The sequence below is a fragment of the Pseudomonas sp. S3_C06 genome (assembly GCF_054667675.1).
This window is the reverse complement of record NZ_CP162747.1, coordinates 3,993,109-4,017,500: the sequence shown is the minus strand read 5'-3', so window position 1 is coordinate 4,017,500 and position 24,392 is coordinate 3,993,109. Positions and strand designations below refer to the sequence as shown.

The window sequence follows — 24,392 nt, the reverse complement described above, 5'->3', positions numbered from 1 at the left end:
TCGCCTTCGCCACTGGTGTTCCTTCCTATATCTACGCATTTCACCGCTACACAGGAAATTCCACCACCCTCTACCATACTCTAGCTCGACAGTTTTGAATGCAGTTCCCAGGTTGAGCCCGGGGATTTCACATCCAACTTAACGAACCACCTACGCGCGCTTTACGCCCAGTAATTCCGATTAACGCTTGCACCCTCTGTATTACCGCGGCTGCTGGCACAGAGTTAGCCGGTGCTTATTCTGTCGGTAACGTCAAAATTGCAGAGTATTAATCTACAACCCTTCCTCCCAACTTAAAGTGCTTTACAATCCGAAGACCTTCTTCACACACGCGGCATGGCTGGATCAGGCTTTCGCCCATTGTCCAATATTCCCCACTGCTGCCTCCCGTAGGAGTCTGGACCGTGTCTCAGTTCCAGTGTGACTGATCATCCTCTCAGACCAGTTACGGATCGTCGCCTTGGTGAGCCATTACCTCACCAACTAGCTAATCCGACCTAGGCTCATCTGATAGCGCAAGGCCCGAAGGTCCCCTGCTTTCTCCCGTAGGACGTATGCGGTATTAGCGTTCCTTTCGAAACGTTGTCCCCCACTACCAGGCAGATTCCTAGGCATTACTCACCCGTCCGCCGCTGAATCCAGGAGCAAGCTCCTCTCATCCGCTCGACTTGCATGTGTTAGGCCTGCCGCCAGCGTTCAATCTGAGCCATGATCAAACTCTTCAGTTCAAACATCTTTGGGTTTTTAAGAAACCCTAAACTTGGCTCAGCAATCGTTGGTTACATCTTTGATTTCTCGCGGAGTAACTTGTGATGCTGATAATCTTGTTGACTATCAGTCTGACTCCACAAGCACCCACACGAATTGCTTGATTCAGTTGTTAAAGAGCGGTTGGTTAAGATCTTTCGTCTCAACCGAGGCGCGCATTCTACAGCAGCCTCATTTGCTGTCAAGTGATTATTTTCAGAAGTTTTCGAAGAATTCTTCAACAACTTCAACCACTTGCGCTTCCGATCTCTCGTCAGCGGGAGGCGAATTCTACAGCGTTACACGCTGCTGTCAACACCTCTTTTTCAACTTCCTTCTGGCTTCGATGAACTGAAGCAACCCGCTGCCGAAACCTACATAACTCATTGAATCTCAAGGAGTTTTCCGTTTCGACTGCGCCGGAAGTGGGGCGAATTATAGACATCTGAAATCTGCCGTCAACCGTTAATTTCGCTTTTCTTTCAATCACTTGCAGATTGGTTAAAAAACAACCAAGAATTCCACTATATAGCGATCCCTCCTATATAGAAGGGATCGTCAGAGAACCCCAGCCGCCTTCAACTCAGCCACCGCACCCGCACCCAGGCCCAGCACACTCTGCAGAACCTCCAATGTATGCTCACCCAATAAAGGAGGCGCCCGGCGATATTCAACCGGTGTCTGCGACAGGCGAATCGGGCTAGCCACTTGGGGCACCATCCCCGCCAACGCATGCGGCAACTCTATCGCCAGGCCACGCGCTTTTACCTGCGGGTCCTCAAACACCTGCGACAGATCGTTGATCGGCCCACATGGAACCCCCGCCTGCTCCAGTTCGGCAACCCACTCGGCAGTCGTCTTGAACACTGTTGCCTGGCGAATCAGCGGAATCAAAACCGCCCGATTGGCCACACGCTGCTTATTAGTAACGAAGCGCGGATCGTCTGCCCACTGCGCCTGCCCCGCTACTTCGGCAAACTTGCGGAACTGCCCGTCATTGCCCACGGTAAGAATGAAATCACCGTCAGCCGTAGGAAAGTCCTGATAGGGCACGATGTTCGGATGCGCATTGCCCAAGCGCTTCGGTGCATTGCCCGTGGTCAGATAATTCATCGCTTGGTTAGCCAGACATGCCACCTGGACATCCAGCAATGCCATATCGATGTGCTGACCACCACCGTCGTGATCGCGATGGGCCAACGCCGCCAATATGGCCACGGTCGAATACAGGCCGGTGAGGATATCCGTCAACGCTACCCCAACCTTTACCGGGCCAGCGCCCTCATCACCCTCAGGCCTGCCGGTCAGACTCATCAGCCCGCCCAGCCCCTGGATCATGAAGTCGTAGCCGGCGCGCTTGGCATATGGCCCGGTCTGGCCGAACCCTGTAATCGAGCAATAGATCAGGTTCGGATTGATCGCCTTCAACGATTCATAGTCCAGCCCATAAGCCGCCAGACCGCCGACCTTGAAATTCTCTATAAGGATGTCCGACTTCGCCGCCAGCTCCCGCACCAACCTTTGGCCCTCGGGGCGGGTGAAGTCGATGGTCACTGATTGCTTGTTGCGGTTGGCCGACAGGTAATAGGCCGCCTCCGACGTATTCTCGCCATACGCATCTTTAAGGAACGGCGGGCCCCAGGCACGCGTATCGTCACCATTGCCCGGGCGCTCTACCTTGATCACCTCGGCGCCAAGGTCGGCGAGGATCTGCCCGGCCCACGGCCCGGCCAACACTCGCGATAAATCCAGTACCCGCAGATGCGACAGCGCGCCCATGGTCGCTCTCCTATTAATAGAACGCTTGCAGACCGGTTTGCGCACGACCCAGGATCAGCGCGTGAACGTCGTGAGTCCCTTCATAGGTATTCACCACTTCCAGGTTGACCAGATGACGGGCCACGCCGAACTCATCGGAGATACCATTCCCGCCCAACATGTCGCGAGCCATACGGGCGATGTCCAGCGACTTGCCGCAGGAGTTGCGCTTCATGATCGAAGTAATCTCGACCGCCGCAGTACCTTCGTCCTTCATACGGCCCAGACGCAGGCAGCCCTGAAGCGCCAACGTGATCTCGGTCTGCATGTCAGCCAGCTTCTTCTGGATCAGCTGAGTGGCTGCCAATGGACGACCGAACTGCTGGCGATCCAGCGTGTACTGACGCGCGGTGTGCCAGCAGAACTCGGCAGCACCCAGTGCGCCCCAGGAGATGCCGTAACGTGCGGAGTTAAGGCAGGTGAACGGGCCTTTCAAGCCACGCACGTCCGGGAAGATGTTCTCTTCCGGCACGAACACGTTGTCCATGACGATCTCACCAGTGATCGACGCACGCAGGCCGACCTTGCCGTGAATCGCCGGAGCGCTCAGGCCTTTCCAGCCCTTCTCCAGTACGAAACCACGGATATCGCCAGCATCGTCTTTGGCCCAGACCACGAACACATCGGCGATCGGGCTGTTGGTAATCCACATCTTCGCGCCGGTCAGGCTATAGCCGCCGTCTACTTTGCGCGCCCGGGTGATCATCGCGCCCGGGTCAGAACCGTGGTTTGGCTCGGTCAGGCCGAAGCAACCGATCCACTCGCCGGAAGCCAGCTTCGGCAAGTACTTCTGTTTCTGCGCTTCAGTGCCGAATTCGTTGATCGGCACCATCACCAGCGACGACTGCACGCTCATCATCGAGCGGTAGCCAGAGTCGACACGCTCCACTTCGCGAGCAATCAGCCCGTAGCTGACATAGTTGAGGCCGCTGCCACCGTACTGCTCGGGGATGGTCGCGCCCAGCAGGCCGACTTCGCCCATTTCGCGGAAGATCGCCGGGTCAGTCTTCTCATGACGGAAAGCTTCGAGAACACGCGGTGCGAGGCTCTGTTGAGCGAACTGCTCGGCGGTGTCGCGGATCATGCGCTCTTCTTCGGTGAGCTGTTGATCCAGCAGCAGGGGATCGATCCAGTTGAAGCTAGCTTTACCGCCCATGAGTGTGTCCTCGCAAATCGGGTGAATTAACGTGGCATTGATCCTAGGCGTGGTTCGCCGTCGCGGCAAACGAGGATTTCGCATTCTGTTGTGCTAATTTCTCACTCCGAAACGTCGCGAAATGCCTTTTATGCGGCGCATTAGTGAGGTTGACGTACATGCGCAGGAAGATTCCCAGCACCACGGCCCTGATCAGTTTCGAAGCCGCAGCACGGCACGAGAGCTTTACCCGAGCCGCTGAAGAACTTTCCCTCACCCAAGGCGCCATTTGCCGACAGATCGCCAGCCTTGAGGAGTTCCTCAGCGTGGAACTGTTCCGACGCTCGCGACGCGGGGTGAAACTGACCGAGGCAGGACTTTCCTACAGTCGCCGGGTCGCCACGCAACTCGATGCGGTTGAGCGCGACACCCTCTCAGTGATGGGCCAGCAAGGCACCAACGTGATCGAATTGGCGGTAGTGCCAACCTTCGGCACCCAATGGCTTCTGCCGCGCCTTAAGGATTTCCAGCTCAAGCACCCGGAAGTCACGGTCAACCTGACCAACCGCACCCGACCTTTCCTGTTTGCCGATACCGAATTCGATGCCGCGATCTACTTCGGCGATGCCGACTGGTCCGGTACCGAATCCCACAGACTGATGGGCGAGAATCCGATGCCTGTGTGCAGCCCTGCCCTACTCGGTGACAAGACGCATCTGACAGCCGAGGCAATCGCCGAGCTACCGTTGTTGCAGCAGACCACCCGCCCCTATGCCTGGCGTCAGTGGTTCAACTCACAACACCTGAATATCCCCCGCGACATGACAGGTCCGCGCTACGAGCTATTCTCCATGCTCGCTCAGGCCGCCATGCACGACATGGGCATTGCACTGATTCCGCCGTTCCTGATCCAGCGTGAACTGGCCGAGAGGCGCTTGGTGATTGCCAACCCGCAGGTACTCTCTAGCATCAAGGCCTATTACCTGATGATTCCTGAGCGAAAGGTCGAGTCAGCGTCATTAAAGGCATTTCGTGACTGGCTGGTAACTCAGGCACAGAGCTACAGCCTAGAAGGATAAAGGCTTGCAGCGATAACTAACCCCGTAGTCAGGAAAATAAAAGCCCTACAGATATAAGTATTTGTCGCAATTTAACCGACTGTATCCGAAAGTCGTACAGACGTCCCACAAGCGCCTGACGACGTGGCTTTGAGCCTTCATCGGCGACTCATTACTGCCTATTCACGCCACCGATGAGAAATTTTTCAATATTCAGCCAGAATCCTTGCAAGGCACGGCCTGCAAGGGATTCAGCTAGCCATCTGCGACATTCGGTCACGGCATGACTTGTAGTTAATTTTCCGTCACCCGTCATAATCCCTTGAAGGGCATAAAGTTCGCCTGCAAAATGCCGCGCCCCGCCCTGATTTGGCGGGATCGTGCTGATCGGCCGCCCCAGTCGCACCATCCGTAGTGCATGGGTTTACTCAATAAGATCACGCAGGAGATTTGACGTGCACATTGGTGTTCCTCTCGAAACCCAGACCGGTGAAACACGGGTTGCTGCAACCCCGGAAACCATTAAAAAGCTGATCAGCCAAGGTCATAAGGTCACTGTGCAAACCGGCGCCGGCGTTAAAGCCAGTGTTGTCGACAGTGCCTATGAAGCGGCAGGCGCAACCATTGGCAGTGCCAATGACGCGCTTGGCGCCGAGCTGATTCTCAAAGTGGTCGCCCCAAGCGATGCCGAGCTGACGCTGATCAAGCGCGGCACGGTGCTGGTGGGCATGCTCAACCCGTTCAACAACGAAACCATTGCGAAGATGGCCGAGTGCGGGATTACCGCGTTCGCCCTCGAAGCGGCGCCGCGCACCTCGCGCGCGCAGAGTCTCGATGTGTTGTCGTCGCAGGCGAACATTGCCGGCTATAAGGCTGTGTTGCTGGCCGCTCACCATTACCCTCGCTTCATGCCAATGCTGATGACCGCTGCGGGCACCGTGAAAGCGGCGCGCGTGCTGATTCTTGGCGCCGGTGTGGCCGGGTTGCAGGCGATTGCCACGGCGAAACGTCTGGGTGCGGTGATCGAAGCTTCTGACGTGCGACCGGCGGTAAAAGAGCAGATCGAATCCCTCGGCGCCAAGTTCGTCGACGTGCCGTACGAGACCGATGAAGAGCGTGAATGCGCCGTCGGTGTCGGTGGTTACGCGCGGCCAATGCCGGCGAGCTGGATGCAGCGTCAGGCGCAGGCTGTGCACGAGCGCGCCAAGCAGGCTGATATCGTCATCACCACCGCGCTGATTCCGGGCCGCAAGGCGCCGACGCTGTTAAGCGCGGAGACGGTGGCGCAGATGAAACCGGGCTCGGTGGTCATCGACCTCGCCGCCGCGCAGGGTGGCAACTGCCCGCTGACCGTGGCTGATCAAGTCGTCGTCGAGAATGGCGTGACCATTTGTGGCCCGACCAATCTGGCTGGTGAAGTCGCTGCAGACGCTTCGGCGCTGTACGCACGCAACCTGCTGGACTTCCTCAAGCTGGTCTTCACTAAAGAAGGCCAGTTCGACGTCAACCTCGAAGACGACATCGTCGCCGCGTGCCTGATGTGCCGCGACGGCCAAGTCATCCGCAAAAACGCCTAAGCAGGGATTCAGACGATGGAAGAGCTTATCTCCCCCGGTATCTACAACCTGATCATCTTCGTGCTGGCGATTTATGTCGGTTACCACGTGGTCTGGAACGTTACACCTGCGCTGCACACGCCATTGATGGCAGTGACCAACGCCATCTCGGCGATCGTGATCGTCGGCGCCATGCTCGCTGCTGCACTGACTGTCACGCCGCTGGGCAAAACCATGGGCACCCTCGCCGTGGCACTGGCGGCGGTCAACGTGTTTGGTGGCTTCCTGGTCACCCGCCGCATGCTTGAGATGTTCAAGAAGAAAGCCCCGAAAGTAAAAGAAGAGGCGCCGAAGTAATGAGCATGAATCTCGTCACGACGCTCTACCTGATCGCGTCGATCTGCTTTATCCAGGCCCTCAAAGGCCTGTCACACCCGACTACTTCGCGGCGCGGCAACCTGTTCGGCATGCTCGGCATGGCCTTGGCCATTCTGACTACCGTTGGCCTCATCTATAAGCTCGGTGCTGAACTGGCAACCGCCGGTATCGGTTACGTCATCGTTGGTCTGCTGGTCGGCGGCACCGCCGGTTCGATCATGGCCAAGCGCGTTGAAATGACCAAGATGCCGGAACTGGTCGCGTTCATGCACAGCATGATCGGCCTCGCGGCCGTGTTCATTGCTATCGCCGCGGTGGTTGAGCCGCAGTCGCTGGGCATCGTCAAGCAACTGGGCGACTCGATTCCGGCGGGCAACCGTCTGGAGCTGTTCCTTGGTGCAGCCATCGGTGCGATCACCTTCTCCGGTTCGGTGATTGCGTTCGGCAAGCTGTCGGGCAAGTACAAGTTCCGCCTGTTCCAGGGCGCACCGGTACAGTTCGCCGGGCAGCACAAGCTCAACGCAGTGCTGGGTCTGGCGACGCTGGCTCTCGGCCTGACCTTCATGTTCACCGGCAACCTCACTGCGTTCGCGCTGATGCTGGCGCTGGCGTTCGTGATGGGTGTGCTGATCATCATCCCGATTGGCGGTGCAGACATGCCGGTGGTGGTGTCGATGCTCAACAGCTATTCCGGCTGGGCGGCGGCAGGTATCGGTTTCTCGCTGAACAACTCGATGCTGATCATTGCCGGTTCCCTGGTGGGTTCGAGCGGTGCGATCCTCTCGTACATTATGTGCAAGGCGATGAACCGTTCCTTCTTTAATGTACTGCTCGGCGGTTTCGGCAACACAGCTGATGCAGGCCCGGCCGGTGCGAAAGAAGCACGTCCGGTGAAATCCGGTTCGGCTGACGACGCAACCTTCCTGCTGACCAACGCCGACACCGTGATCATCGTGCCGGGCTACGGCCTGGCGGTAGCGCGTGCACAACATGCGCTGAAGGAATTGACCGAGAAGCTGACCCACCGTGGCGTGACCGTGAAGTACGCGATCCACCCGGTTGCCGGCCGTATGCCGGGGCACATGAACGTTCTGCTCGCCGAGGCTGAAGTGCCTTACGATCAGGTGTTCGAGATGGAAGATATCAACTCCGAGTTCGGCCAAGCCGACGTGGTGTTGGTGCTCGGCGCGAACGACGTGGTCAACCCGGCGGCGAAGAACGATCCGAAGTCGCCGATTGCCGGCATGCCGATTCTCGAAGCGTTCAAGGCCAAGACCATCATCGTCAACAAACGCTCGATGGCCAGCGGCTATGCCGGTCTGGACAACGAACTGTTCTACCTGGACAAGACCATGATGGTCTTCGGCGACGCGAAAAAAGTCATCGAAGACATGGTTAAAGCGGTCGAGTAATACCCCCGCTGCAATACCGAACGCCCCGACTCGTCGGGGCGTTTTTGTTTGCGCAAAACGTCGGACAATTTGCCGCGTTGTTGCAGATCCAGTAACGGTGTTTTACTTGAAACCCGCTAAATAGACGCCTCGTTTGCGACCTTGGTAGCGGGACAGGCGCCCGTCAAATTCACTAGACTGCGCATCCTGCTACTCGCTTCCCGAGATAATAATCCATGTACCGTGACCGTATTCGTCTGCCTTCGTTGTTGGATAAAGTGATGAGCGCCGCCGACGCAGCCGCTCTGATTGAGGACGGCATGACCGTCGGCATGAGCGGTTTCACCCGTGCCGGCGAAGCCAAAGCCGTTCCTCACGCACTGGCCGAGCGCGCCAAGGTCACGCCGCTGAAGATCAGCCTGATGACCGGCGCCAGCCTGGGCAACGACCTCGACAAGCAACTGACCGAAGCCGGCGTACTGTCGCGCCGCATGCCGTTCCAGGTCGACAGCACCTTGCGCAAGGCAATCAATGCCGGCCAGGTGATGTTCATCGACCAGCACCTGTCGGAAACCGTTGAACAACTGCGCAACCAGCAACTGAAGCTGCCGGACATCGCGGTCATCGAAGCGGTGGCCATCACCGAACAGGGCCACATCGTGCCGACCACCTCGGTAGGCAACTCGGCGAGCTTCGCGATTTTCGCCAAACAGGTGATCGTCGAGATCAATCTGGCGCACAACGCCAACCTCGAAGGCCTGCACGACATCTATATCCCGACTTACCGCCCGACGCGCACGCCGATTCCGCTGGTAAAAGTCGACGACCGCATCGGCAGCACGGCGATTCCGATTTCTCCGGAGAAAATTGTCGCCATTGTCATCACCCAGCAGGCGGATTCGCCGTCCACCGTGTCAACACCGGACGTCGATACCAACGCCATCGCCGAGCACCTGATCACCTTCTTCAAGCAGGAAGTCGACGCCGGGCGCATGACCAACAAGCTCGGCCCGTTGCAGGCGGGGATCGGCAACATTGCCAACGCGGTGATGTGCGGCCTGATCGATTCGCCGTTCGAAGACCTGACCATGTACTCGGAAGTACTGCAGGACTCGACCTTCGACCTGATCGACGCCGGCAAGCTGAGTTTTGCTTCGGGCAGCTCGATCACCTTGTCGGAGCGCCGCAACAGTGACGTGTTCGGCAATCTGGAGAAGTACAAGGACAAACTGGTGCTGCGTCCGCAGGAGATCTCCAACCACCCGGAAGTGGTTCGTCGCTTGGGCATCATCGGCATCAACACGGCGCTGGAGTTCGACATCTACGGCAACGTCAACTCCACGCACGTCTGTGGCACGCGGATGATGAATGGCATCGGCGGTTCTGGCGATTTCGCGCGCAATGCGCATCTGGCGGTGTTCGTGACCAAGTCGATCGCCAAGGGTGGCGCGATTTCCAGCGTAGTGCCGATGGTCAGCCACGTAGACCACACCGAGCATGACGTCGACATTCTGGTGACCGAAGTGGGTCTGGCCGACTTGCGCGGCCTGGCGCCACGGGAGCGTGCACGGGTGATCATCGATAACTGTGTGCACCCGGACTTCCGTCAGGCGCTGAATGATTACTTCACGAAGGCCTGTGCCATCGGTGGCCACACCCCGCACATCCTGCGTGAAGCGTTGAGCTGGCACATGAACCTGGAAGAAACCGGGCGCATGCTGGCGGTGTAATTCACACAAATAAACCGTTGGCGCAAACACAGTTTGCGTCAGCGGATTGTTGCAATCCTCAAGACTGACAAAAACTGTACTGCTGTACTGGTCTTTTCCTACAGCATTTGCCTACCTTTTTCCTCGAATCAATCAAAAACGCACCACTTAAGTGCAGACAGGTACAGTTTGCTCGATTTTGACCCGTACACACCCTATAAACAGTTAACTGGTCACTCACAATACAGTTGAACTGTATCTAGAGAGACTAGGCAAACGAGAGGATCATGGGCACCAGTCAAACCACTACCTGATCCCGCCACAAGCGGAAGGATGTCAACCATGGAACGTACACTCAGTTCCGAACTGTTCTTCGAAGACAAAGCTGTAAACACCCAGGCTTCCCTGCCTCTGCGCGTTATCGCCAACCTGATGTTGTGGCAGCGCCGCATCTCCAGCCGCCATCAACTGGCTCGTCTGGATTCGCGTCTGCTGGCTGACGCCGGTATCAGCGAAGCACAACGCTACGAAGAGCTGAGCAAGCCGTTCTGGCGCTAAGTAGCGTCGCTGGCTCTGGTCGTTAGACCCACCGCCAGCAACCCGAATTGAACAAACAAAACCCGTCGTGGGAAACCGCGACGGGTTTTGTCGTTTTGGGCTCTTAAAAAGCCATACCAGTACAGTTAACATCATTCGAAATAAGACCATTACAATTTTAGGAGCTGCCGAAGGCTGCGATCTTTTGATCTTGAAAATCCAAAGCAAAAGATCGCAGCCTTCGGCAGCTCCTACAGTTTTTCGTCTGGATGCTGGTTAGGTATCGGGTTCTGCGCCTAATATCCACACAGAACGTGGCGAATGTTGTGTCACTGGCGTCTGACTCCTCAGATACCGAGCCACCTCTCTCTACGGTTTATCCACAGGAGTTACATCATGTCCCGTCTTCGTCTGCTCAGTGCCGCCGCCCTGCTGGCCGTGGCTGCCAACGCCAGCGCCACCAGCTTTATCGTCACCACCGACGCCGTTGTCGGTGCACTAAAGTCCTCGTCCGACGCCACGTCCGATGTGACTTCATCTTTCCGTGACGACAAAATCGTCCTCGCCGCCCGTGACGACGCTGCCAGCTTCGTGGCCAGCGAAGGTGAAATCCGTGGGGTGAAACTGGAAAGCGCACTGGATCACATCCGTCACCAGGCGCCACAGCTGCAAGCCACAGACGCACAACTGGCTCAGGCCATCCTGACGATCTAAGCGCCAGGTACCAATCGGGACACGCCGGTCGTGTCCCGATGTTTCGGCGCTGGCTCTGGCTCTGGCCCGGGCATTGCGCTAGCCTTTGGGCTCACCAAAAATTACCGAGTCCGATGCGCTTTCTTCCAAATCTACTGATTCCCTCCGTATTGTTCTCCGCCTGCTGGGCGACGCCGGTCAATGCCTTTGATGCTTTCAATGCGTCGACCCAAGGCACCGTCGTCAGTGGTTACGCCACCAGCATGGTGTCTTCCGCACCGTTCGACCGTAAACTACTGCTCGCCGCTCACGATGACGCGGCCGCGTTTGTTGCCAGTGACGGTGAATGGCGAGGTGCTCGTCTGGAATCTGCGCTGCATTACTTGCGCAAAACCCGGCCGAAACTTCATGTCAGCGATCTTGAACTGGCAGAGGCAATTCTCGTCCAATAGTTATCCTGTACCCCAGTTATCCTTGCCCCTCCGGAGTCGTTCCATGCGTAGCCCGCTGATTGCTGCCGCCCTTGGCCTGTTTTTGTTGGCCGACGTGGCCCAGGCGCACACCCTGGTAGCCACCAGTAACATCATCGTTCGTGCCTCCCAGCGCACCATCGATTTCACTTCCGACACCACCACGTCCATTCGCGACTCGAAAATTATCCGCGAAGCGCACGATGACGCTGCCAGCTTCGTCGCCACCAACGGCGATATCCGCGGCGCGCATCTGGAAGCAGCGCTGAACACCCTGCGCACTCGTGTGCCGGAAGCGCGTGACGCCAGTGATCAGGTTCTCGCCGAAGCCATCCTCGCACTGTGAAGTCACTCGGCACCTGGCTACTGGCCGGGGCGTTGTTGCTGCTTGGCAACAGCGCCCACGCCGGCCTGCAATTGCGGCTCAAGACCGACGGTCTGAGCCCCGCCCAACAACAGGCCAGCCAGGCGCTGATCGATGAGGCGATGCAAAAGCTGCCGCCGAGTTTTATCGAGCGGCTGGATCGGCGCATCGATGTCGGCTGGACCGATGACATGCCCGGCAATGCCTATGGCCAGGCCACGCTGGTTTCCGAACTCGACCTGAACCGCAAACTGCTCGCAAGCCTCACCGACGGCAGCGCGGCCAAAGAAAAAACCAATCGCCCTCACGGCACTGTGCGCCAGGAACTGCTCGCCACGGTGCTGCACGAAATTACCCATATTTATGACCGCGCCCGCTTATGGCCGGATGCCGAACGCACGCTGATCCAGCGCTGCACTCGACGGTTCAACAGCGCCGGGCTGATCGGCATTCCCGACGAGTGTCGCGGCCAGAACGGCCGGCGCTTCACCCTCAGCGATGACCCGCGCCTGCTCGACCTCGCCGGTTGGCAGCAATATGTCGGCCGTCGGGGTGAGCGCGAACAACACAATCGGCAGATCGCCCGCAGTCCGGACCTTTACGAAATCTCCAGCCCCAAGGAGTTCGTCGCGGTCAACATGGAGTATTTCCTCCTCGACCCGAGCTACGCCTGCCGCCGCCCGGCGCTGTATCGCTATTACCAGCAACACTTCGGCTGGGCACCGCCAGCCAAGGACGCCTGCAGCAAAACCTTCTCGTTCCTCAATGCCGGCAACGACTTCGCCAAACAACCCTTGGGGCAAGTCGATCCGGAACGGGTCTATGCCGTCGACTACCTGCTGGCCGAGGCCAATCAGAACTGGGTCAGCCGCTGGGGCCACAGCATGTTGCGCCTAGTGATCTGCGCACCGGGCCGCCCGCGCGGGCCGGATTGCCGACTCGATCTGGACCAGCATCTGGTGTTGTCCTACCGCGCCTTTGTCGGTGATGTACAGCTGTCGAGCTGGGACGGACTGGTCGGCAAATACCCGTCGCGGCTGTTCGTGCTGCCGCTCGCGCAGGTCATCGACGAATACACCAAGACCGAACTGCGCAGCCTCGCTTCCGTGCCGCTGAACCTGTCACGGGACGAGATCGAAGGCGTGGTCGAACACGCCGCCGAGATGCACTGGAGCTATGACGGCAACTACTTCTTCCTGTCGAACAATTGCGCCGTGGAAGGCCTGAAACTGTTGCGCAGCGGCAGCAACAACACACAGTTCGTCGGCCTCGACAGCATCATGCCCAACGGCTTGCTGGAAGTGATGAAGGGCCGTGGTCTGGCGGACACCAGTGTGCTGGATGATCCGAAAGAAGCGCTGCGTCTGGGTTACCGCTTCGACTCGTTCCGCGATCGCTATCAGGCGATGTTCGATGTGCTGAAGAAGCAATTGCCGATCAAGCAGAACACCGTTGAAGAATGGCTTTCGCTGACAGCCGAAGAACGCCGTGAGTGGTTTGAGCGCGCCGACTTGCGCACCAGCGCCGCCCTGCTTTTGTTGGAGCAGGCGAGTTATCGCCGCCAATTGCTGCTGGCACAAGACGAGGTCAAGCAGCGTTACCTCGGTGCGCGCGAGTTGGAAAACGGCGGCATGGACAAGGCCAACGCGACCTTGCAGGAAATTCTCGCCAACAGCGGGTTCCTCAGTCGTCCGGCGGAATTGCTCGATTCCAAGGGTTACGGATTGCCGCAGCCGACCGAGTTCAGTCGACTCGAAGCGGAGAGCAGCCAGCGGCAGAAGAAGCTGCTCGCGCTGTCGGGCGATCTCGACGCCGAAGTGCGCAAGTTGCTGGAGCCCAAGCGAGCCGCCGAAATTGCGGCCAGTGAGGAGAACGTGAAGCAGATTGGCGCGCGTCTGCGCAAACTGCACAAGGCCTCCGGCGGACTGGAGCTGCCCTGAAGCAAAAGATCGCAGCCTGCGGCAGCTCCTACACAATCCCATGTAGGAGCTGCCGCAGGCTGCGATCTTTTGACTGACTAAGGATTAATACAAAACCCCGTCGAGAATCTCGTAAACGATCCCGGTGCCCACCGCGATCAGCACAATGTCGCCCCCCGCCCGGCGCCATTCGTAGCCCGGATACACCGGCAAACGACCTAACGCCCGATTATCCAGACGCTCGCCGTAATACCCATGCGGCAACGGCCGGCCACGCTCCAGATGAATCCCCGGAGGCGGCGGTGCACCGCGTACAAAGTAGCCATGGTTGTCACGAATGGTCTGACGCACCGGACCAAAGTCGCGCGGTGGCGGGCCACCTCGATGATCATTTTGCGGACCACGGTGATCATCACCGTGATTGTCGCCACGGTTATCGTAATGGCCCTGCTGCGGGCCGCCGTGGTCGTGATCGTCGCGCGGATCGGCGCTGGCCAGCAGCGGCGTCGCGCTGATCATCAGCACGCCCAGTCCGGCCATCAGACGTTTCGGCATTTTCATCGGGTATTTCCTCACGGCACAAACAGCAAAAAGGGCTTCAGAACGATGTTCTGAAGCCCTCGGTCTTGCTCATTTAGTCTGTGTTGCGAGGCGCTAATTCCTCTGTATCAGGAACTTTACCTTCAGCTGACGCGGGCCTTACGCACGCCTTCGGAGAGTGCCGAACACAGGCTCAACACACCATCAATGGCCTGGTCAGGTGTGGTCGCGTTGGCGATGTGATCGATCAGCGCCGAGCCCACCACAACGCCGTCGGCCAGACGCGCGATGGACGCTGCTTGCTCCGGCGTACGGATGCCGAAACCGATGCTGATCGGCAGATCGGTATGACGACGCAAACGGGTCACCGCCTCTTCGACGTGCTCCAGGGTTGCGGCGCCAGCACCGGTCACACCGGCGACCGACACGTAGTAAACGAAACCGGAGCTGCCGTTGAGCACCTTCGGCAGACGCGCATCATCGGTAGTCGGCGTGGTCAGGCGGATAAAGTCCAGACCGGCAGCCTGTGCCGGATCGCACAGCTCAGCGTTGTGCTCAGGCGGCATGTCGACCACGATCAGACCATCGACACCGGCCTCTTTCGCATCAGCGATGAAGCGCTCGACGCCATACATGTGGATCGGGTTGAAGTAGCCCATCAGCACCAGCGGCGTATCGCTGTTGCCTTCACGGAACTCGCGAACCATTTGCAGGGTTTTCGCCAGGTTCTGCTTGGCGCCCAAGGCACGAATGTTCGCCAGTTGAATCGCCGGGCCGTCGGCCATCGGGTCGGTAAACGGCATGCCCAGCTCGATCACATCGGCGCCCGCGCCCGGCAAGCCTTTGAGGATCGCCAGCGAGGTGTCGTAGTCCGGATCACCGGCGGTGACGAAGGTCACCAGCGCCGCGCGGTTCTGTTCTTTGAGGTCGGCAAAACGGGTTTGCAGGCGGCTCATCAGTGTTTCTCCTGCTTCGAGTGTTCCATATGGTGCATGACGGTCTGCATGTCTTTGTCGCCACGGCCCGACAGGTTGACCACCATCAGGTGATCCTCCGGCAGCTTCGGTGCACGTTTGAACACTTCAGCCAGGGCGTGGGCGCTTTCCAGGGCAGGAATGATCCCCTCCAGGCGGCAGCATTTGTGGAACGCATCCAGAGCTTCGTCGTCAGTCACCGAGGTGTACTGAACACGGCCGATGTCATGCAACCACGCGTGTTCCGGGCCGATGCCTGGATAGTCGAGGCCGGCGGAAATCGAGTGGGCGTCGATGATCTGGCCATCGTCGTCCTGCAGCAGGAAAGTACGGTTGCCGTGCAGCACACCCGGAACGCCGCCGTTCAGGCTCGCCGCGTGCTTGCCGGTTTCGATGCCGTAACCGGCCGCTTCAACGCCGATGATCTCGACGCTCTTGTCATCGAGGAACGGGTGAAACAGGCCCATGGCGTTGGAACCGCCACCGATGCACGCCACCAGGCTGTCCGGCAAACGGCCTTCCTGAGCCTGCAACTGATCGCGGGTTTCCTTGCCGATGACGGCCTGGAAGTCGCGAACCATTGCTGGATAAGGGTGCGGCCCGGCCACGGTGCCGATCAGGTAGAAGGTGCTGTCGACGTTGGTCACCCAGTCACGCAGCGCTTCGTTCATCGCGTCTTTCAGGGTGCCGGTGCCGGCCACGACCGGAATCACTTCAGCGCCGAGCAGCTTCATGCGGAAGACGTTGGCCTGCTGACGTTCGATGTCAGTGGTGCCCATGTAGATCACGCAATCCAGACCGAAACGTGCGGCGACGGTGGCAGTGGCAACGCCGTGCATGCCGGCGCCGGTCTCGGCGATGATGCGTTTCTTGCCCATGCGCCGCGCCAGCAAGATCTGGCCGATGCAGTTGTTGATCTTGTGCGCGCCGGTGTGGTTCAGCTCTTCGCGCTTGAGATAAATCTTGGCGCCGCCGCAGAACTCGGTCAGGCGTTCGGCGAAATACAGTGGGCTCGGACGTCCGACATAATCGCGCTGGAAGTAGGCCAATTCTTCTTTGAATGCCGGATCTTCCTTGGCCGCTTCGTATTCGCGGGCCAGATCGAGGATCAACGGCATCAGGGTTTCCGCCACGTAGCGGCCACCGAACGAGCCGAACAGGCCGTTATCGTCCGGGCCGTTACGCAGATCAGAGGTGTTCGAAGTCTGGGTCATGAGTCGCTCCAGGTGAATTCGGGTCAAGAGACAATGACGACCACTCTACCCCTGACCTTCCAAGCTGAAAACCGATAAGATCGCCACAACCTGTCAGGAAAACTCACAGATACCATGAGCCACGACCTTCCCCCGCTGAACGCCCTGCGCGCGTTCGAAGCGACCGCCCGTCTGAACAGCGTCAGTCAGGCTGCCGAGCAATTGCACGTCACCCATGGCGCGGTCAGTCGTCAGCTCAAAGTGCTCGAAGAACACCTGGGTGTCAGCCTGTTCGTCAAGGATGGTCGCGGCTTGAAACTCACAGATGCCGGCATGCGTTTGCGCGATGCCAGCGGCGAAGCTTTTGATCGGCTGCGCAGTGTTTGCGCCGAGTTAACCCAGAGCACCGCCGATGCGCCGTTTGTACTCGGCTGTTCTGGAAGCTTGCTGGCGCGATGGTTTATTCCGCGTTTGGGGCGATTGAATGCTGATCTGCCGGATTTGCGCCTGCATCTGTCGGCGGGAGAAGGCGATCTCGATCCACGACGTCCGGGACTGGATGCTTTGCTGCTGTTCGCCGAGCCGCCATGGCCGGCAGACATGCAGGTCTACGAACTCGCTGCAGAACGCATCGGCCCAGTGATGAGTCCGCTGTTCAGCGGCTATCCGCGCCTGCAAACAGCGCCAGCCTCAGCGCTGCTCGATGAACCGCTGCTGCACACAACTTCCCGCCCACAAGCCTGGCCAAGCTGGGCACAGCAAAACCACCTCGATGCCAAAGCATTGAGGTTGGGACAGGGTTTCGAGCATTTGTATTACCTGCTGGAAGCAGCAGTCGCCGGTTTGGGCGTGGCAATCGCGCCGGAGCCGCTGGTGATCGAGGATTTGAAGGCAGGTCGCCTGGTTGCGCCATGGGGCTTTTGTGAAACCCCGGCGCAACTGGCGTTGTGGCTACCCAAGCGCGCCGCAGACGGACGCGCCCGGCAACTGGCGCAATGGCTCAAGAGCGAGCTGCGCCAGACGGATCACTCGCCGCGCTTGAACAGCAAGTAAGCCGCGAGCAGACCGATCGCACCGACTGCCACACCGGCCGTCGTCCACGGATGTTCCTGGGCGTAATCACGGGTGGCGATCCCGGTTTCGCGGGTTTTCACTTTGACTTCTTCATAGGCATCGCTGAGCAAGTGACGTGAATGTTTCAGCGCACTTTCGGCATTGCTTTTCAGCGCCTTGAGGGTCTTGCGCGACTCGTCCGAAGCGTCGTCCTTCAAGCTTTCCAACGATTTGAGCAGACTCTCGATCTCGGCTTCCATGCTTTGCAACGAGGCTTTACGTAAAGAGGTGTTGGCCATGGTGGCTCTCCTGCATTGGTGATGAGTGGCGTGTGTTGGTTGGGACTTCAGCGGTTTGAGAAAGTGCAGAAAATCTGAACTTCGTCCGCGCACAGCCACCGAAATCAACAGTGCAGATTCACTGCTAGTCTCAATTCCACACGCCAAGGAGATCGCCATGAGTGACCATCACACGTACAAGAAAGTCGAGCTGGTCGGTTCGTCCGCCAGCAGCATCGAAGACGCCATCAACAACGCGCTGGCCGAAGCCAACAAGAGCATCAAGCATCTTGAGTGGTTTGAAGTGGTCGATACCCGCGGCCACATCAAGGACGGCAAGGCTGCGCACTTTCAGGTGACGCTGAAAGTCGGCTTCCGCATTGCCAGCAGCTGAGTTTGGTCTAGTCTTCTGAACTTGCGCGCTGGCCGAGTGCCATAGGAATGGCAAAGCGCTACAGGGTGGCTGCATCGAGTGAACGACTCGATGCCCGCCTCTTTTAATCCGACCAGGGAGTGCGACCGATGAAGAAGTTCATGTTGGCAGTAGGTTTGTTGAGCCTTGCGGGTGGTGCGTTTGCTGCCGGTAAGCCATGTGAAGAGCTGAAAAGCGAGATTGCGGCGAAGCTGGATGCCAAGGGCGTTTCCGGGTATTCGCTGGAGATTGTTGATAAGGGTGCGGCAGCTGGTGGCAAGGTTGTTGGCACCTGCGAAGGCGGCGCCAAGGTCATCGTCTACACGAAGTAGACTGGTCGTGCCTGAAATGCAAAAGCCGACGTGAAGGCGTCGGCTTTTTTGTGTCTGAAAGTTTTGTGGTGTGTTTGAGATTGATCCCCCTCACCCCAGCCCTCTCCCCCAGGGGGGCGAGGGGGAAAGGGAGCAGATCGGGGGTTGTTCAGAACCTGAGTACGACTGGAGTTTTCAGGTCGATGTTGGGCGCAAGAACACCTCGGTCAGTCCCCTCTCCCTCCGGGAGAGGGCTAGGGTGAGGGTGTTTTTTGGCCTTTCAGCCCTTCATCACCTGCGCCAACAACTCGTAGGAATGCACACGATCAGCGTGTTCGTAGAGATCACTGGTAAAAATCAGCTCATCCGCCTGGGTCTGCTCAATCAGCACCTCCAGCTTCGCGCGGATCTTCTGCGGGCCACCCACCATCGCCAGCCCAAGGAAATCCCCCACCGCCTCACGCTCATGGGGCAACCACAAGCCATCCATGCTTTTCACCGGCGGACGCTGCACCAGACTCTGCCCACGCATCAGCGCCAGAATGCGCTGGTACACCGAGGTCGCCAGGTAATCGGCTTGCTCATCGGTGTCCGCCGCCACCAGCGGCACGCCGAGCATTACGTACGGCTTGTCGAGCACCGCCGACGGCTTGAAGTGATTGCGATAAACGCGGATCGCCTCGTGCATGAAACGTGGGGCGAAATGCGAGGCGAAGGCGTAAGGCAAGCCGCGCTCACCGGCCAGTTGCGCACTGAACAGACTGGAACCGAGCAGCCAGATCGGCACATTGGTGCCGGTGCCGGGCATGGCGATCACGCGCTGATCCGGGGTGCGCGGGCCGAGGTAGCGCGCCAGTTCGGCGACGTCTTCGGGGAAATCATCGGCGCTGCCGGAGCGTTCACGGCGCAGCGCTCGAGCAGTCATCTGATCGGAACCGGGCGCGCGGCCCAGACCGAGGTCGATACGCCCCGGATACAGGCTTTCCAGTGTGCCGAACTGCTCAGCTATCACCAGCGGCGCATGGTTGGGCAGCATCACGCCGCCGGAGCCGACACGAATGGTCGACGTACCACCAGCCAGATAGCCCAGCAATACCGAGGTCGCGGAACTGGCGATACCATCCATGTTGTGGTGTTCGGCCACCCAGAACCGCGTGTAGCCGAATTTCTCGACGTGCTGCGCCAGATCCAGCGAGTTGCGCAGCGATTGCGCCGGGCTGGCGTTTTCGCGCACCGGTACCAGATCGAGGGTGGAAAATTTTACGTCGGACAGTTGTTTCATAAACCTGCGTCTCCGAGTGGGGAGGCAGGTTTTTCTTGCGAACGAAAACCTGCCGAATTCATAAGCGTGTTTTGTGCAATGAGGGCATATACCCGAGTTTCAATAGCCGAGTCGAAATTTCCTACTAAAAAAGTCAACGATTCAACCGGGCTGAACTTTGCTGCGGCGTCTATCCTCAGAAGCCTTGCAAGTAAAAACCACGACGACGCGGCGTTTCCGCGCCAGATATTGAGGAGGCAGACATGGCTATCGTTAAGAAAGCATCCGCACATTGGGCAGGTGATCTGAAAACCGGTATTGGCTCGATCTCCACTGAAACCGGTGTCCTCAGAGAAGCACCGTACGGCTTCAAGGCCCGCTTCGAGGGTGGCAAGGGCACCAACCCGGAGGAACTCATCGGTGCCGCGCATGCCGGCTGTTTTTCCATGGCGTTTTCGATGATTCTGGGCGATGCGGGGCTGAAGGCCGACAGCATCGACACTCAGGCTGAAGTGACCCTCGATCAGGTAGAGGGCGGGTTCGCGATCACGGCGGTGAAACTGATCCTCAAGGCGAAAATTCCGGGGGCGACGCAGGCGCAGTTCGAAGAACTGAGCAACAAGGCCAAGGAAGGGTGCCCGGTGTCCAAGGTACTTAATGCGAAGATTACGCTAGACGCTTCGCTGGTCAGCTAATTTGTCGCTGACCGGTCTGACGCTATCGCGAGCAGGCTCACTCCTACAGTTGATCTCCAGCGGACACAATTATTGTGAGCGACGAAGATCCCCTGTAGGAGTGAGCCTGCTCGCGATAGCCATCTGCAGATCAACCAAGGTTTGAAACCTTCAGCACAACTTGTGAGCGAAGTCAGAACCCTCGCTGTAAAAGTATGGTCGAATCAATGACAGCAGCTTCAGCGCACGCCCGTGCGCGCTGCCTCAGGGAGCTTCACTCATGAAACGTATTGGCTTGGCGATTCTCTGCAGTGCACTGGCCACCTCGGTAATTGCGGCACCCAAAGACTGCGAAGAATTGAAGAACGAGATTGAGATCAAGATTCAGGCCAAAGCAGTGCCGTCCTACACACTGGAAATCGTAAGCAAGGAAGAAGCCGCAAAACATGACATCGCCATGGTGGTCGGCTCATGCGAGAACGGCACCAAAGCGATCATCTATCAGAAGAACGATCGCTGAGCCTGGCTAGATAATGCAGTCGTAGTCGCGATCCTCGGCGACGATTTCGCGTTTGGCGTTGTACAGCCGGGCACTCGGAGTGAACCCCAGCGAACGCCCCTCCAGCACATAACGCTGCCCGGCCTCGAAATGGTCATAGCGGATGTACAGATAGCACAGCCGCTCCACCGGGCCGTTCATCAAGCTGCCGCCACCACCAAACACTTCGAAATCGAACCGCACGCGTAATTCGTGGCTGCCGGGGGTGACCTGAAAGTAGCGCCCGTCATTCAGTCGCTGTTTGTCGAGACGCTCGGCCATCAGCACTTTACCGCCGGGTGTCGGCGTCGAAAAATCGACCCAGGCCATGTGCGGATCGGCCGGGGGCAAAGGCGTCTGACAACCGGCCAAAAGACCGGCAGCGAGCAACAACAGCAACTGGCGCATGATGAATATCCACGGATGTGAATCCTCAGCATAGCGCCGATCAGGTGCGCTGACAGCCTGCCGGTGTGCCCTGACCTACCACTTTGCGCTGCTCGTCATAAAGCCTGGCCCATGGTCGAAAGCCGATACTGCCGGCCTGCAACTGATAACGCTGGCCGGCGTTGAAGTCCTTGAATTTCACGCTCAACTGGCAATCGCGCCACAGCGGCTCAGCGTCGGGACCGATATTGGTCGCCTCCACCGGAAACTGATAACGCACCTTCAACTCATGGCTGCCTGGCTGCACTTCGAAGTAACGTTTGTCGTCGGTCACGCTGCTATCGACCTTCAGCGCTTGCAACGACGTGTCCTGCTGCCGGGCATCAAGGTCGATCCAGGCTTGCGAAGGGTCGGGATCGGGCATTCCGAAATTGGCACAACCGGCCAGCGTCAGCAGGCCCCCTGTCAGCATCAATATGCGCATAGCGGTGCTCCTTTAGGCGGGATAGTCTTGCGGGCAGACTCTCCGGGGGATTTCTTATTTTGATCAGGCCATTTCCAAGCCTTGGGTTACTTGATCGCGTTTTTCGGGTTTTGTTTCCGGGTGTGTTGTTTTTGTTGCTCAACGGTTGCACCAGCGTCAGCTATTACAGTCAGTTGGCCAGCGGCCAACTGCAACTGCTGCGGGCGCGGGAACCCGTGGAAAAAGTCATTGCCGACCCAAGCCGCGACGCGAAATTGCGCACACACCTGGCGCAATCGCAGAAGGCCCGCGCCTTCGCCAGCGAACACCTGCATTTGCCGGATAACCAGAGCTATCGCCTGTATGCCGACATCGGCCGGCCGTTTGTGGTGTGGAATGTGTTCGCCACTCAGGAGTTCTCCCTGACGCCACAGAACCATTGCTTCCCGATTGCCGGCTGCGTGGCCTATCGCGGTTATTACAGTCAGAGTGCCGCGCGTGGCGAAGCGGCGATCCAGCGCCTGCAGGGCATGGACGTGTCGATTGGCGGTGTTGAGGCTTACTCGACGCTCGGCTGGTTCAACGACCCGATCCTCAATTCGATGATGGGTTGGGGCGATGAGCGTCTGGCCACGCTGATCTTTCATGAACTGGCGCATCAACGCTTTTATGTGAAGGACGACACCGAGTTCAACGAGTCCTTTGCCACATTTGTCGAGCAGGAAGGCACGCGGCAGTGGCGGGCGTTTCGCGGGTTGCCGGCGGATACTGACTCACGGTTACAGCAGCGTGATCAGTTCATCGAGTTGGTGCTTGATGTGCGGTCACGGCTGGAGAAGCTGTATGCGCAGGCATTGCCCGCTGAACAAATGCGCGAACGCAAAGCGGCGGAGTTCGAGCTGTTTCGCCGCGAATACCGAATGATGAGGGACAGCCAGTGGGCCGGGGACAAGCGTTATGACGCTTGGGTGAATGCGCCGTTGAACAATGCGCGGTTGTTGCCGTTTGGGCTGTATGACCAGTGGGTGCCGGCGTTTGCGGCGTTGTTCAGGCAGGTTGGGGGGGATTGGCTGAGGTTTTATGCGCAGGTTGAGCGGTTGGGTCGGTTGCCGGGGGCTGAGCGTAAGGCGGCTTTGAAAATGTTGGCAGATCCAAACGGTTGAGTTGATTGGGAGTAAGTCATCGCGAGCAGGCTCACTCCTACAGGGGGATGCATTCCAAATGTGGGAGCGAGCCTGCTCGCGAAAGCAATTTGATCAGCGCCGCAGAAAGGCCTGATGCAACTCCTCCAGCGTTTCAAAGTGATAAGCCGGCGCCTCGGCATTCAACTCTTCAAAACTGCCAAACCCGTAACCGACCGCCGCCGCATCCAGCCCATTGCTCCGGGCACCGATCAGGTCATGCTTGCGATCGCCAATCATCAGCGTATCCGCCGGATCCAGCCCTTCTTCCTTCACTAGATGCGCAATCAACTCAACCTTGTTGGTCCGCGTGCCATCCAGTTCGCTGCCGTAAATCACCTTGAAATGCCGGGCGAAGTCGAAGTGCCGCGCGATCTCGCGGGCGAATTCCCATGGCTTCGAGGTGGCGATATACAGCTGCCGTCCCTGCCCGCTCAGGGTTTCCAATAAAGGCGTAACACCAGCAAACACACGGTTTTCATACAGGCCAGTGACTTTGAAGCGCTCACGATAGAAATTCACCGCCTGCCAAGCCTTGGCCTCGTCAAACTCATAGAACTGCATGAACGCCTGCAATAGCGGCGGGCCGATGAAGTGTTCCAGCTTGGTCAGATCCGGCTCGTCGATACCGAGCTTGGCGAGGGCGAACTGGATGGAGCGGGTGATGCCCTCACGCGGGTCGGTGAGGGTGCCATCGAGGTCAAACAATACGGTTTGGTAATGCATGGGAATTCCTGAGCAGTCGCGAATTCAATTCAGAGTTGGTCGTAGCCTTCGGCCAAATGCAGGTCCTTGAGTTTCACGTAATTCGCCGCGCTGTAGGTGAAGAAGGCTGTTTCCTTGTCGGTGAGCGGACGGACCTGTTTCACCGGGCTACCGACATAAAGGAAGCCACTTTCAAGGCGCTTGCCCGGCGGCACCAGGCTGCCGGCGCCGATGATCACGTCGTCCTCGACCACCGCGCCGTCCATGACGATGCTGCCCATGCCGATCAACACGCGGCTGCCAATGGTGCAACCATGCAGCATGACTTTGTGGGCGATGGTCACATCATCGCCGATCAGCAGCGGAAAGCCGTCGGGGTTGAACGGGCCGGCGTGGGTGATGTGCAACACGCAGCCGTCCTGCACGCTGGTGCGCGCACCGATACGGATGCGGTGCATGTCGCCACGGATCACGGTTAGCGGCCAGACCGAGCTGTCTTCGCCGATTTCGACGTCGCCGATAACCACCGCCGAGCCGTCGACAAACGCGCCTTTGCTCAAGCGCGGGGTGTGATTCTGGTACTTGCGAACGGACACGATAATTTCTCTCTCTGTCGTCGATAGCTGCGGTGAATGCCGATTGTAATT

At 58.4% G+C, this 24,392-nt stretch carries 27 protein-coding genes and 1 rRNA gene (1 of these 28 running past the window's edge); 16 read left to right on the top strand and 12 right to left on the bottom strand.

Annotation, left to right across the window (positions count from 1 at the left end):
* From AB4N44_RS17980 to AB4N44_RS17970, 3 genes are all read right to left on the bottom strand, one after another.
* Positions 1 to 728, bottom strand: a 16S ribosomal RNA gene (locus AB4N44_RS17980) (it extends 809 nt beyond the left edge of the window).
* A gap of 577 nt (positions 729 to 1,305) precedes the next feature.
* The gene (locus AB4N44_RS17975; RefSeq protein ID WP_150749961.1) at positions 1,306 to 2,526 is read right to left on the bottom strand and encodes a CaiB/BaiF CoA transferase family protein; all 1,221 of its coding nucleotides are present in this window, start codon (positions 2,524 to 2,526) and stop codon (positions 1,306 to 1,308) included.
* Positions 2,527 to 2,539: 13 nt separating this feature from the next.
* Positions 2,540 to 3,721 (bottom strand): acyl-CoA dehydrogenase, encoded by a 1,182-nt coding sequence (locus tag AB4N44_RS17970; protein ID WP_007953903.1) that lies wholly within the window; start codon positions 3,719 to 3,721, stop codon positions 2,540 to 2,542.
* Between the two features lie 158 nt (positions 3,722 to 3,879).
* On the opposite strand from AB4N44_RS17970, the gene AB4N44_RS17965 reads away from it, so the two are divergent.
* The 10 genes from AB4N44_RS17965 (at position 3,880) to AB4N44_RS17920 (ending at position 13,796) form a co-directional block, all read left to right on the top strand.
* A complete protein-coding gene (locus AB4N44_RS17965) occupies positions 3,880 to 4,779 on the top strand; it encodes a LysR family transcriptional regulator (protein ID WP_460108191.1) in 900 nt (299 codons plus the stop codon).
* A 434-nt stretch (positions 4,780 to 5,213) separates the two neighbouring features.
* The gene (locus tag AB4N44_RS17960) at positions 5,214 to 6,335 is read left to right on the top strand and encodes a Re/Si-specific NAD(P)(+) transhydrogenase subunit alpha (RefSeq protein ID WP_460108193.1); all 1,122 of its coding nucleotides are present in this window, start codon (positions 5,214 to 5,216) and stop codon (positions 6,333 to 6,335) included.
* 15 nt (positions 6,336 to 6,350) lie between these two features.
* Positions 6,351 to 6,671, top strand: coding sequence for an NAD(P) transhydrogenase subunit alpha part 2 (locus AB4N44_RS17955; protein WP_003187417.1), 321 nt, complete (start codon positions 6,351 to 6,353; stop codon positions 6,669 to 6,671).
* On the top strand, positions 6,671 to 8,104 hold the full coding sequence (locus AB4N44_RS17950) for an NAD(P)(+) transhydrogenase (Re/Si-specific) subunit beta (protein ID WP_007911651.1): 1,434 nt from the start codon (positions 6,671 to 6,673) through the stop codon (positions 8,102 to 8,104). The genes AB4N44_RS17955 and AB4N44_RS17950 overlap by 1 nt, the downstream gene beginning before the upstream one ends.
* 215 nt (positions 8,105 to 8,319) lie before the next feature.
* The gene (locus tag AB4N44_RS17945) at positions 8,320 to 9,813 is read left to right on the top strand and encodes an acetyl-CoA hydrolase/transferase family protein (RefSeq protein ID WP_460108196.1); all 1,494 of its coding nucleotides are present in this window, start codon (positions 8,320 to 8,322) and stop codon (positions 9,811 to 9,813) included.
* A 321-nt stretch (positions 9,814 to 10,134) separates the two neighbouring features.
* Positions 10,135 to 10,350: a DUF1127 domain-containing protein gene (locus AB4N44_RS17940; RefSeq protein ID WP_007911656.1), complete on the top strand. Its 216-nt coding sequence runs from the start codon at positions 10,135 to 10,137 to the stop codon at positions 10,348 to 10,350.
* A 375-nt stretch (positions 10,351 to 10,725) separates the two neighbouring features.
* Entirely contained in the window at positions 10,726 to 11,043 is a 318-nt protein-coding gene (locus AB4N44_RS17935; protein ID WP_007911658.1) for a DUF2388 domain-containing protein, read from the top strand.
* Between the two features lie 113 nt (positions 11,044 to 11,156).
* Positions 11,157 to 11,474: a DUF2388 domain-containing protein gene (locus tag AB4N44_RS17930; protein ID WP_127925348.1), complete on the top strand. Its 318-nt coding sequence runs from the start codon at positions 11,157 to 11,159 to the stop codon at positions 11,472 to 11,474.
* Positions 11,475 to 11,517: 43 nt separating this feature from the next.
* A complete protein-coding gene (locus tag AB4N44_RS17925; RefSeq protein ID WP_007911662.1) occupies positions 11,518 to 11,838 on the top strand; it encodes a DUF2388 domain-containing protein in 321 nt (106 codons plus the stop codon).
* Entirely contained in the window at positions 11,835 to 13,796 is a 1,962-nt protein-coding gene (locus tag AB4N44_RS17920; protein WP_460108198.1) for a DUF7844 domain-containing protein, read from the top strand. The genes AB4N44_RS17925 and AB4N44_RS17920 overlap by 4 nt, the downstream gene beginning before the upstream one ends.
* 84 nt (positions 13,797 to 13,880) lie before the next feature.
* Here AB4N44_RS17920 and AB4N44_RS17915 read toward each other — a convergent pair whose 3' ends face one another.
* From AB4N44_RS17915 to trpB, 3 genes are all read right to left on the bottom strand, one after another.
* Positions 13,881 to 14,336, bottom strand: a complete 456-nt coding sequence (locus AB4N44_RS17915) for an anti-virulence regulator CigR family protein (RefSeq protein WP_460108201.1) — start codon at positions 14,334 to 14,336, stop codon at positions 13,881 to 13,883.
* A 122-nt stretch (positions 14,337 to 14,458) separates the two neighbouring features.
* Positions 14,459 to 15,271 (bottom strand): tryptophan synthase subunit alpha, encoded by an 813-nt coding sequence (gene trpA, locus AB4N44_RS17910; RefSeq protein WP_220557254.1) that lies wholly within the window; start codon positions 15,269 to 15,271, stop codon positions 14,459 to 14,461.
* Complete coding sequence (gene trpB, locus AB4N44_RS17905) at positions 15,271 to 16,503, bottom strand: tryptophan synthase subunit beta (protein WP_455806004.1); 1,233 nt, start codon at positions 16,501 to 16,503, stop codon at positions 15,271 to 15,273. The genes trpA and trpB overlap by 1 nt, the downstream gene beginning before the upstream one ends.
* Before the next feature lie 114 nt (positions 16,504 to 16,617).
* Here trpB and AB4N44_RS17900 point away from each other — a divergent pair, with 114 nt between their 5' ends.
* On the top strand, positions 16,618 to 17,535 hold the full coding sequence (locus AB4N44_RS17900; protein ID WP_460108204.1) for a LysR family transcriptional regulator: 918 nt from the start codon (positions 16,618 to 16,620) through the stop codon (positions 17,533 to 17,535).
* On the opposite strand, the gene AB4N44_RS17895 is transcribed toward AB4N44_RS17900, so the two are convergent.
* Positions 17,508 to 17,834: an ElaB/YgaM/YqjD family protein gene (locus AB4N44_RS17895; protein ID WP_007911686.1), complete on the bottom strand. Its 327-nt coding sequence runs from the start codon at positions 17,832 to 17,834 to the stop codon at positions 17,508 to 17,510. The genes AB4N44_RS17900 and AB4N44_RS17895 overlap by 28 nt on opposite strands.
* Before the next feature lie 157 nt (positions 17,835 to 17,991).
* On the opposite strand from AB4N44_RS17895, the gene AB4N44_RS17890 reads away from it, so the two are divergent.
* Together AB4N44_RS17890 and AB4N44_RS17885 are read left to right on the top strand one after the other, a co-directional pair.
* Entirely contained in the window at positions 17,992 to 18,207 is a 216-nt protein-coding gene (locus AB4N44_RS17890; RefSeq protein WP_007911688.1) for a dodecin, read from the top strand.
* Positions 18,208 to 18,335: 128 nt separating this feature from the next.
* Positions 18,336 to 18,557, top strand: coding sequence for a DUF1161 domain-containing protein (locus AB4N44_RS17885; protein WP_150749954.1), 222 nt, complete (start codon positions 18,336 to 18,338; stop codon positions 18,555 to 18,557).
* A gap of 259 nt (positions 18,558 to 18,816) precedes the next feature.
* On the opposite strand, the gene AB4N44_RS17880 is transcribed toward AB4N44_RS17885, so the two are convergent.
* Positions 18,817 to 19,818 carry an LLM class flavin-dependent oxidoreductase gene (locus AB4N44_RS17880; protein WP_127925341.1) on the bottom strand — a complete coding sequence of 334 codons (1,002 nt, stop codon included), beginning with the start codon at positions 19,816 to 19,818 and terminating at the stop codon, positions 18,817 to 18,819.
* Between the two features lie 242 nt (positions 19,819 to 20,060).
* On the opposite strand from AB4N44_RS17880, the gene AB4N44_RS17875 reads away from it, so the two are divergent.
* Entirely contained in the window at positions 20,061 to 20,492 is a 432-nt protein-coding gene (locus AB4N44_RS17875) for an OsmC family protein (RefSeq protein ID WP_127925340.1), read from the top strand.
* Positions 20,493 to 20,751: 259 nt separating this feature from the next.
* Positions 20,752 to 20,991, top strand: a complete 240-nt coding sequence (locus AB4N44_RS17870; RefSeq protein WP_455806002.1) for a DUF1161 domain-containing protein — start codon at positions 20,752 to 20,754, stop codon at positions 20,989 to 20,991.
* 6 nt (positions 20,992 to 20,997) lie between these two features.
* On the opposite strand, the gene AB4N44_RS17865 is transcribed toward AB4N44_RS17870, so the two are convergent.
* Both AB4N44_RS17865 and AB4N44_RS17860 read right to left on the bottom strand, forming a co-directional pair.
* Positions 20,998 to 21,417 carry a PA0061/PA0062 family lipoprotein gene (locus tag AB4N44_RS17865; RefSeq protein ID WP_455806001.1) on the bottom strand — a complete coding sequence of 140 codons (420 nt, stop codon included), beginning with the start codon at positions 21,415 to 21,417 and terminating at the stop codon, positions 20,998 to 21,000.
* A gap of 40 nt (positions 21,418 to 21,457) precedes the next feature.
* Positions 21,458 to 21,880, bottom strand: a complete 423-nt coding sequence (locus tag AB4N44_RS17860) for a PA0061/PA0062 family lipoprotein (RefSeq protein WP_127925338.1) — start codon at positions 21,878 to 21,880, stop codon at positions 21,458 to 21,460.
* A 59-nt stretch (positions 21,881 to 21,939) separates the two neighbouring features.
* Here AB4N44_RS17860 and AB4N44_RS17855 point away from each other — a divergent pair, with 59 nt between their 5' ends.
* The gene (locus tag AB4N44_RS17855) at positions 21,940 to 23,022 is read left to right on the top strand and encodes an aminopeptidase (protein ID WP_127925337.1); all 1,083 of its coding nucleotides are present in this window, start codon (positions 21,940 to 21,942) and stop codon (positions 23,020 to 23,022) included.
* Between the two features lie 93 nt (positions 23,023 to 23,115).
* Here the strand turns inward: AB4N44_RS17855 and AB4N44_RS17850 are convergent, their stop codons facing one another.
* Positions 23,116 to 23,766 (bottom strand): HAD family hydrolase, encoded by a 651-nt coding sequence (locus tag AB4N44_RS17850; protein ID WP_127925336.1) that lies wholly within the window; start codon positions 23,764 to 23,766, stop codon positions 23,116 to 23,118.
* Between the two features lie 29 nt (positions 23,767 to 23,795).
* Positions 23,796 to 24,341: a gamma carbonic anhydrase family protein gene (locus AB4N44_RS17845; RefSeq protein WP_127925335.1), complete on the bottom strand. Its 546-nt coding sequence runs from the start codon at positions 24,339 to 24,341 to the stop codon at positions 23,796 to 23,798.
* Positions 24,342 to 24,392 lie beyond the last annotated feature (51 nt).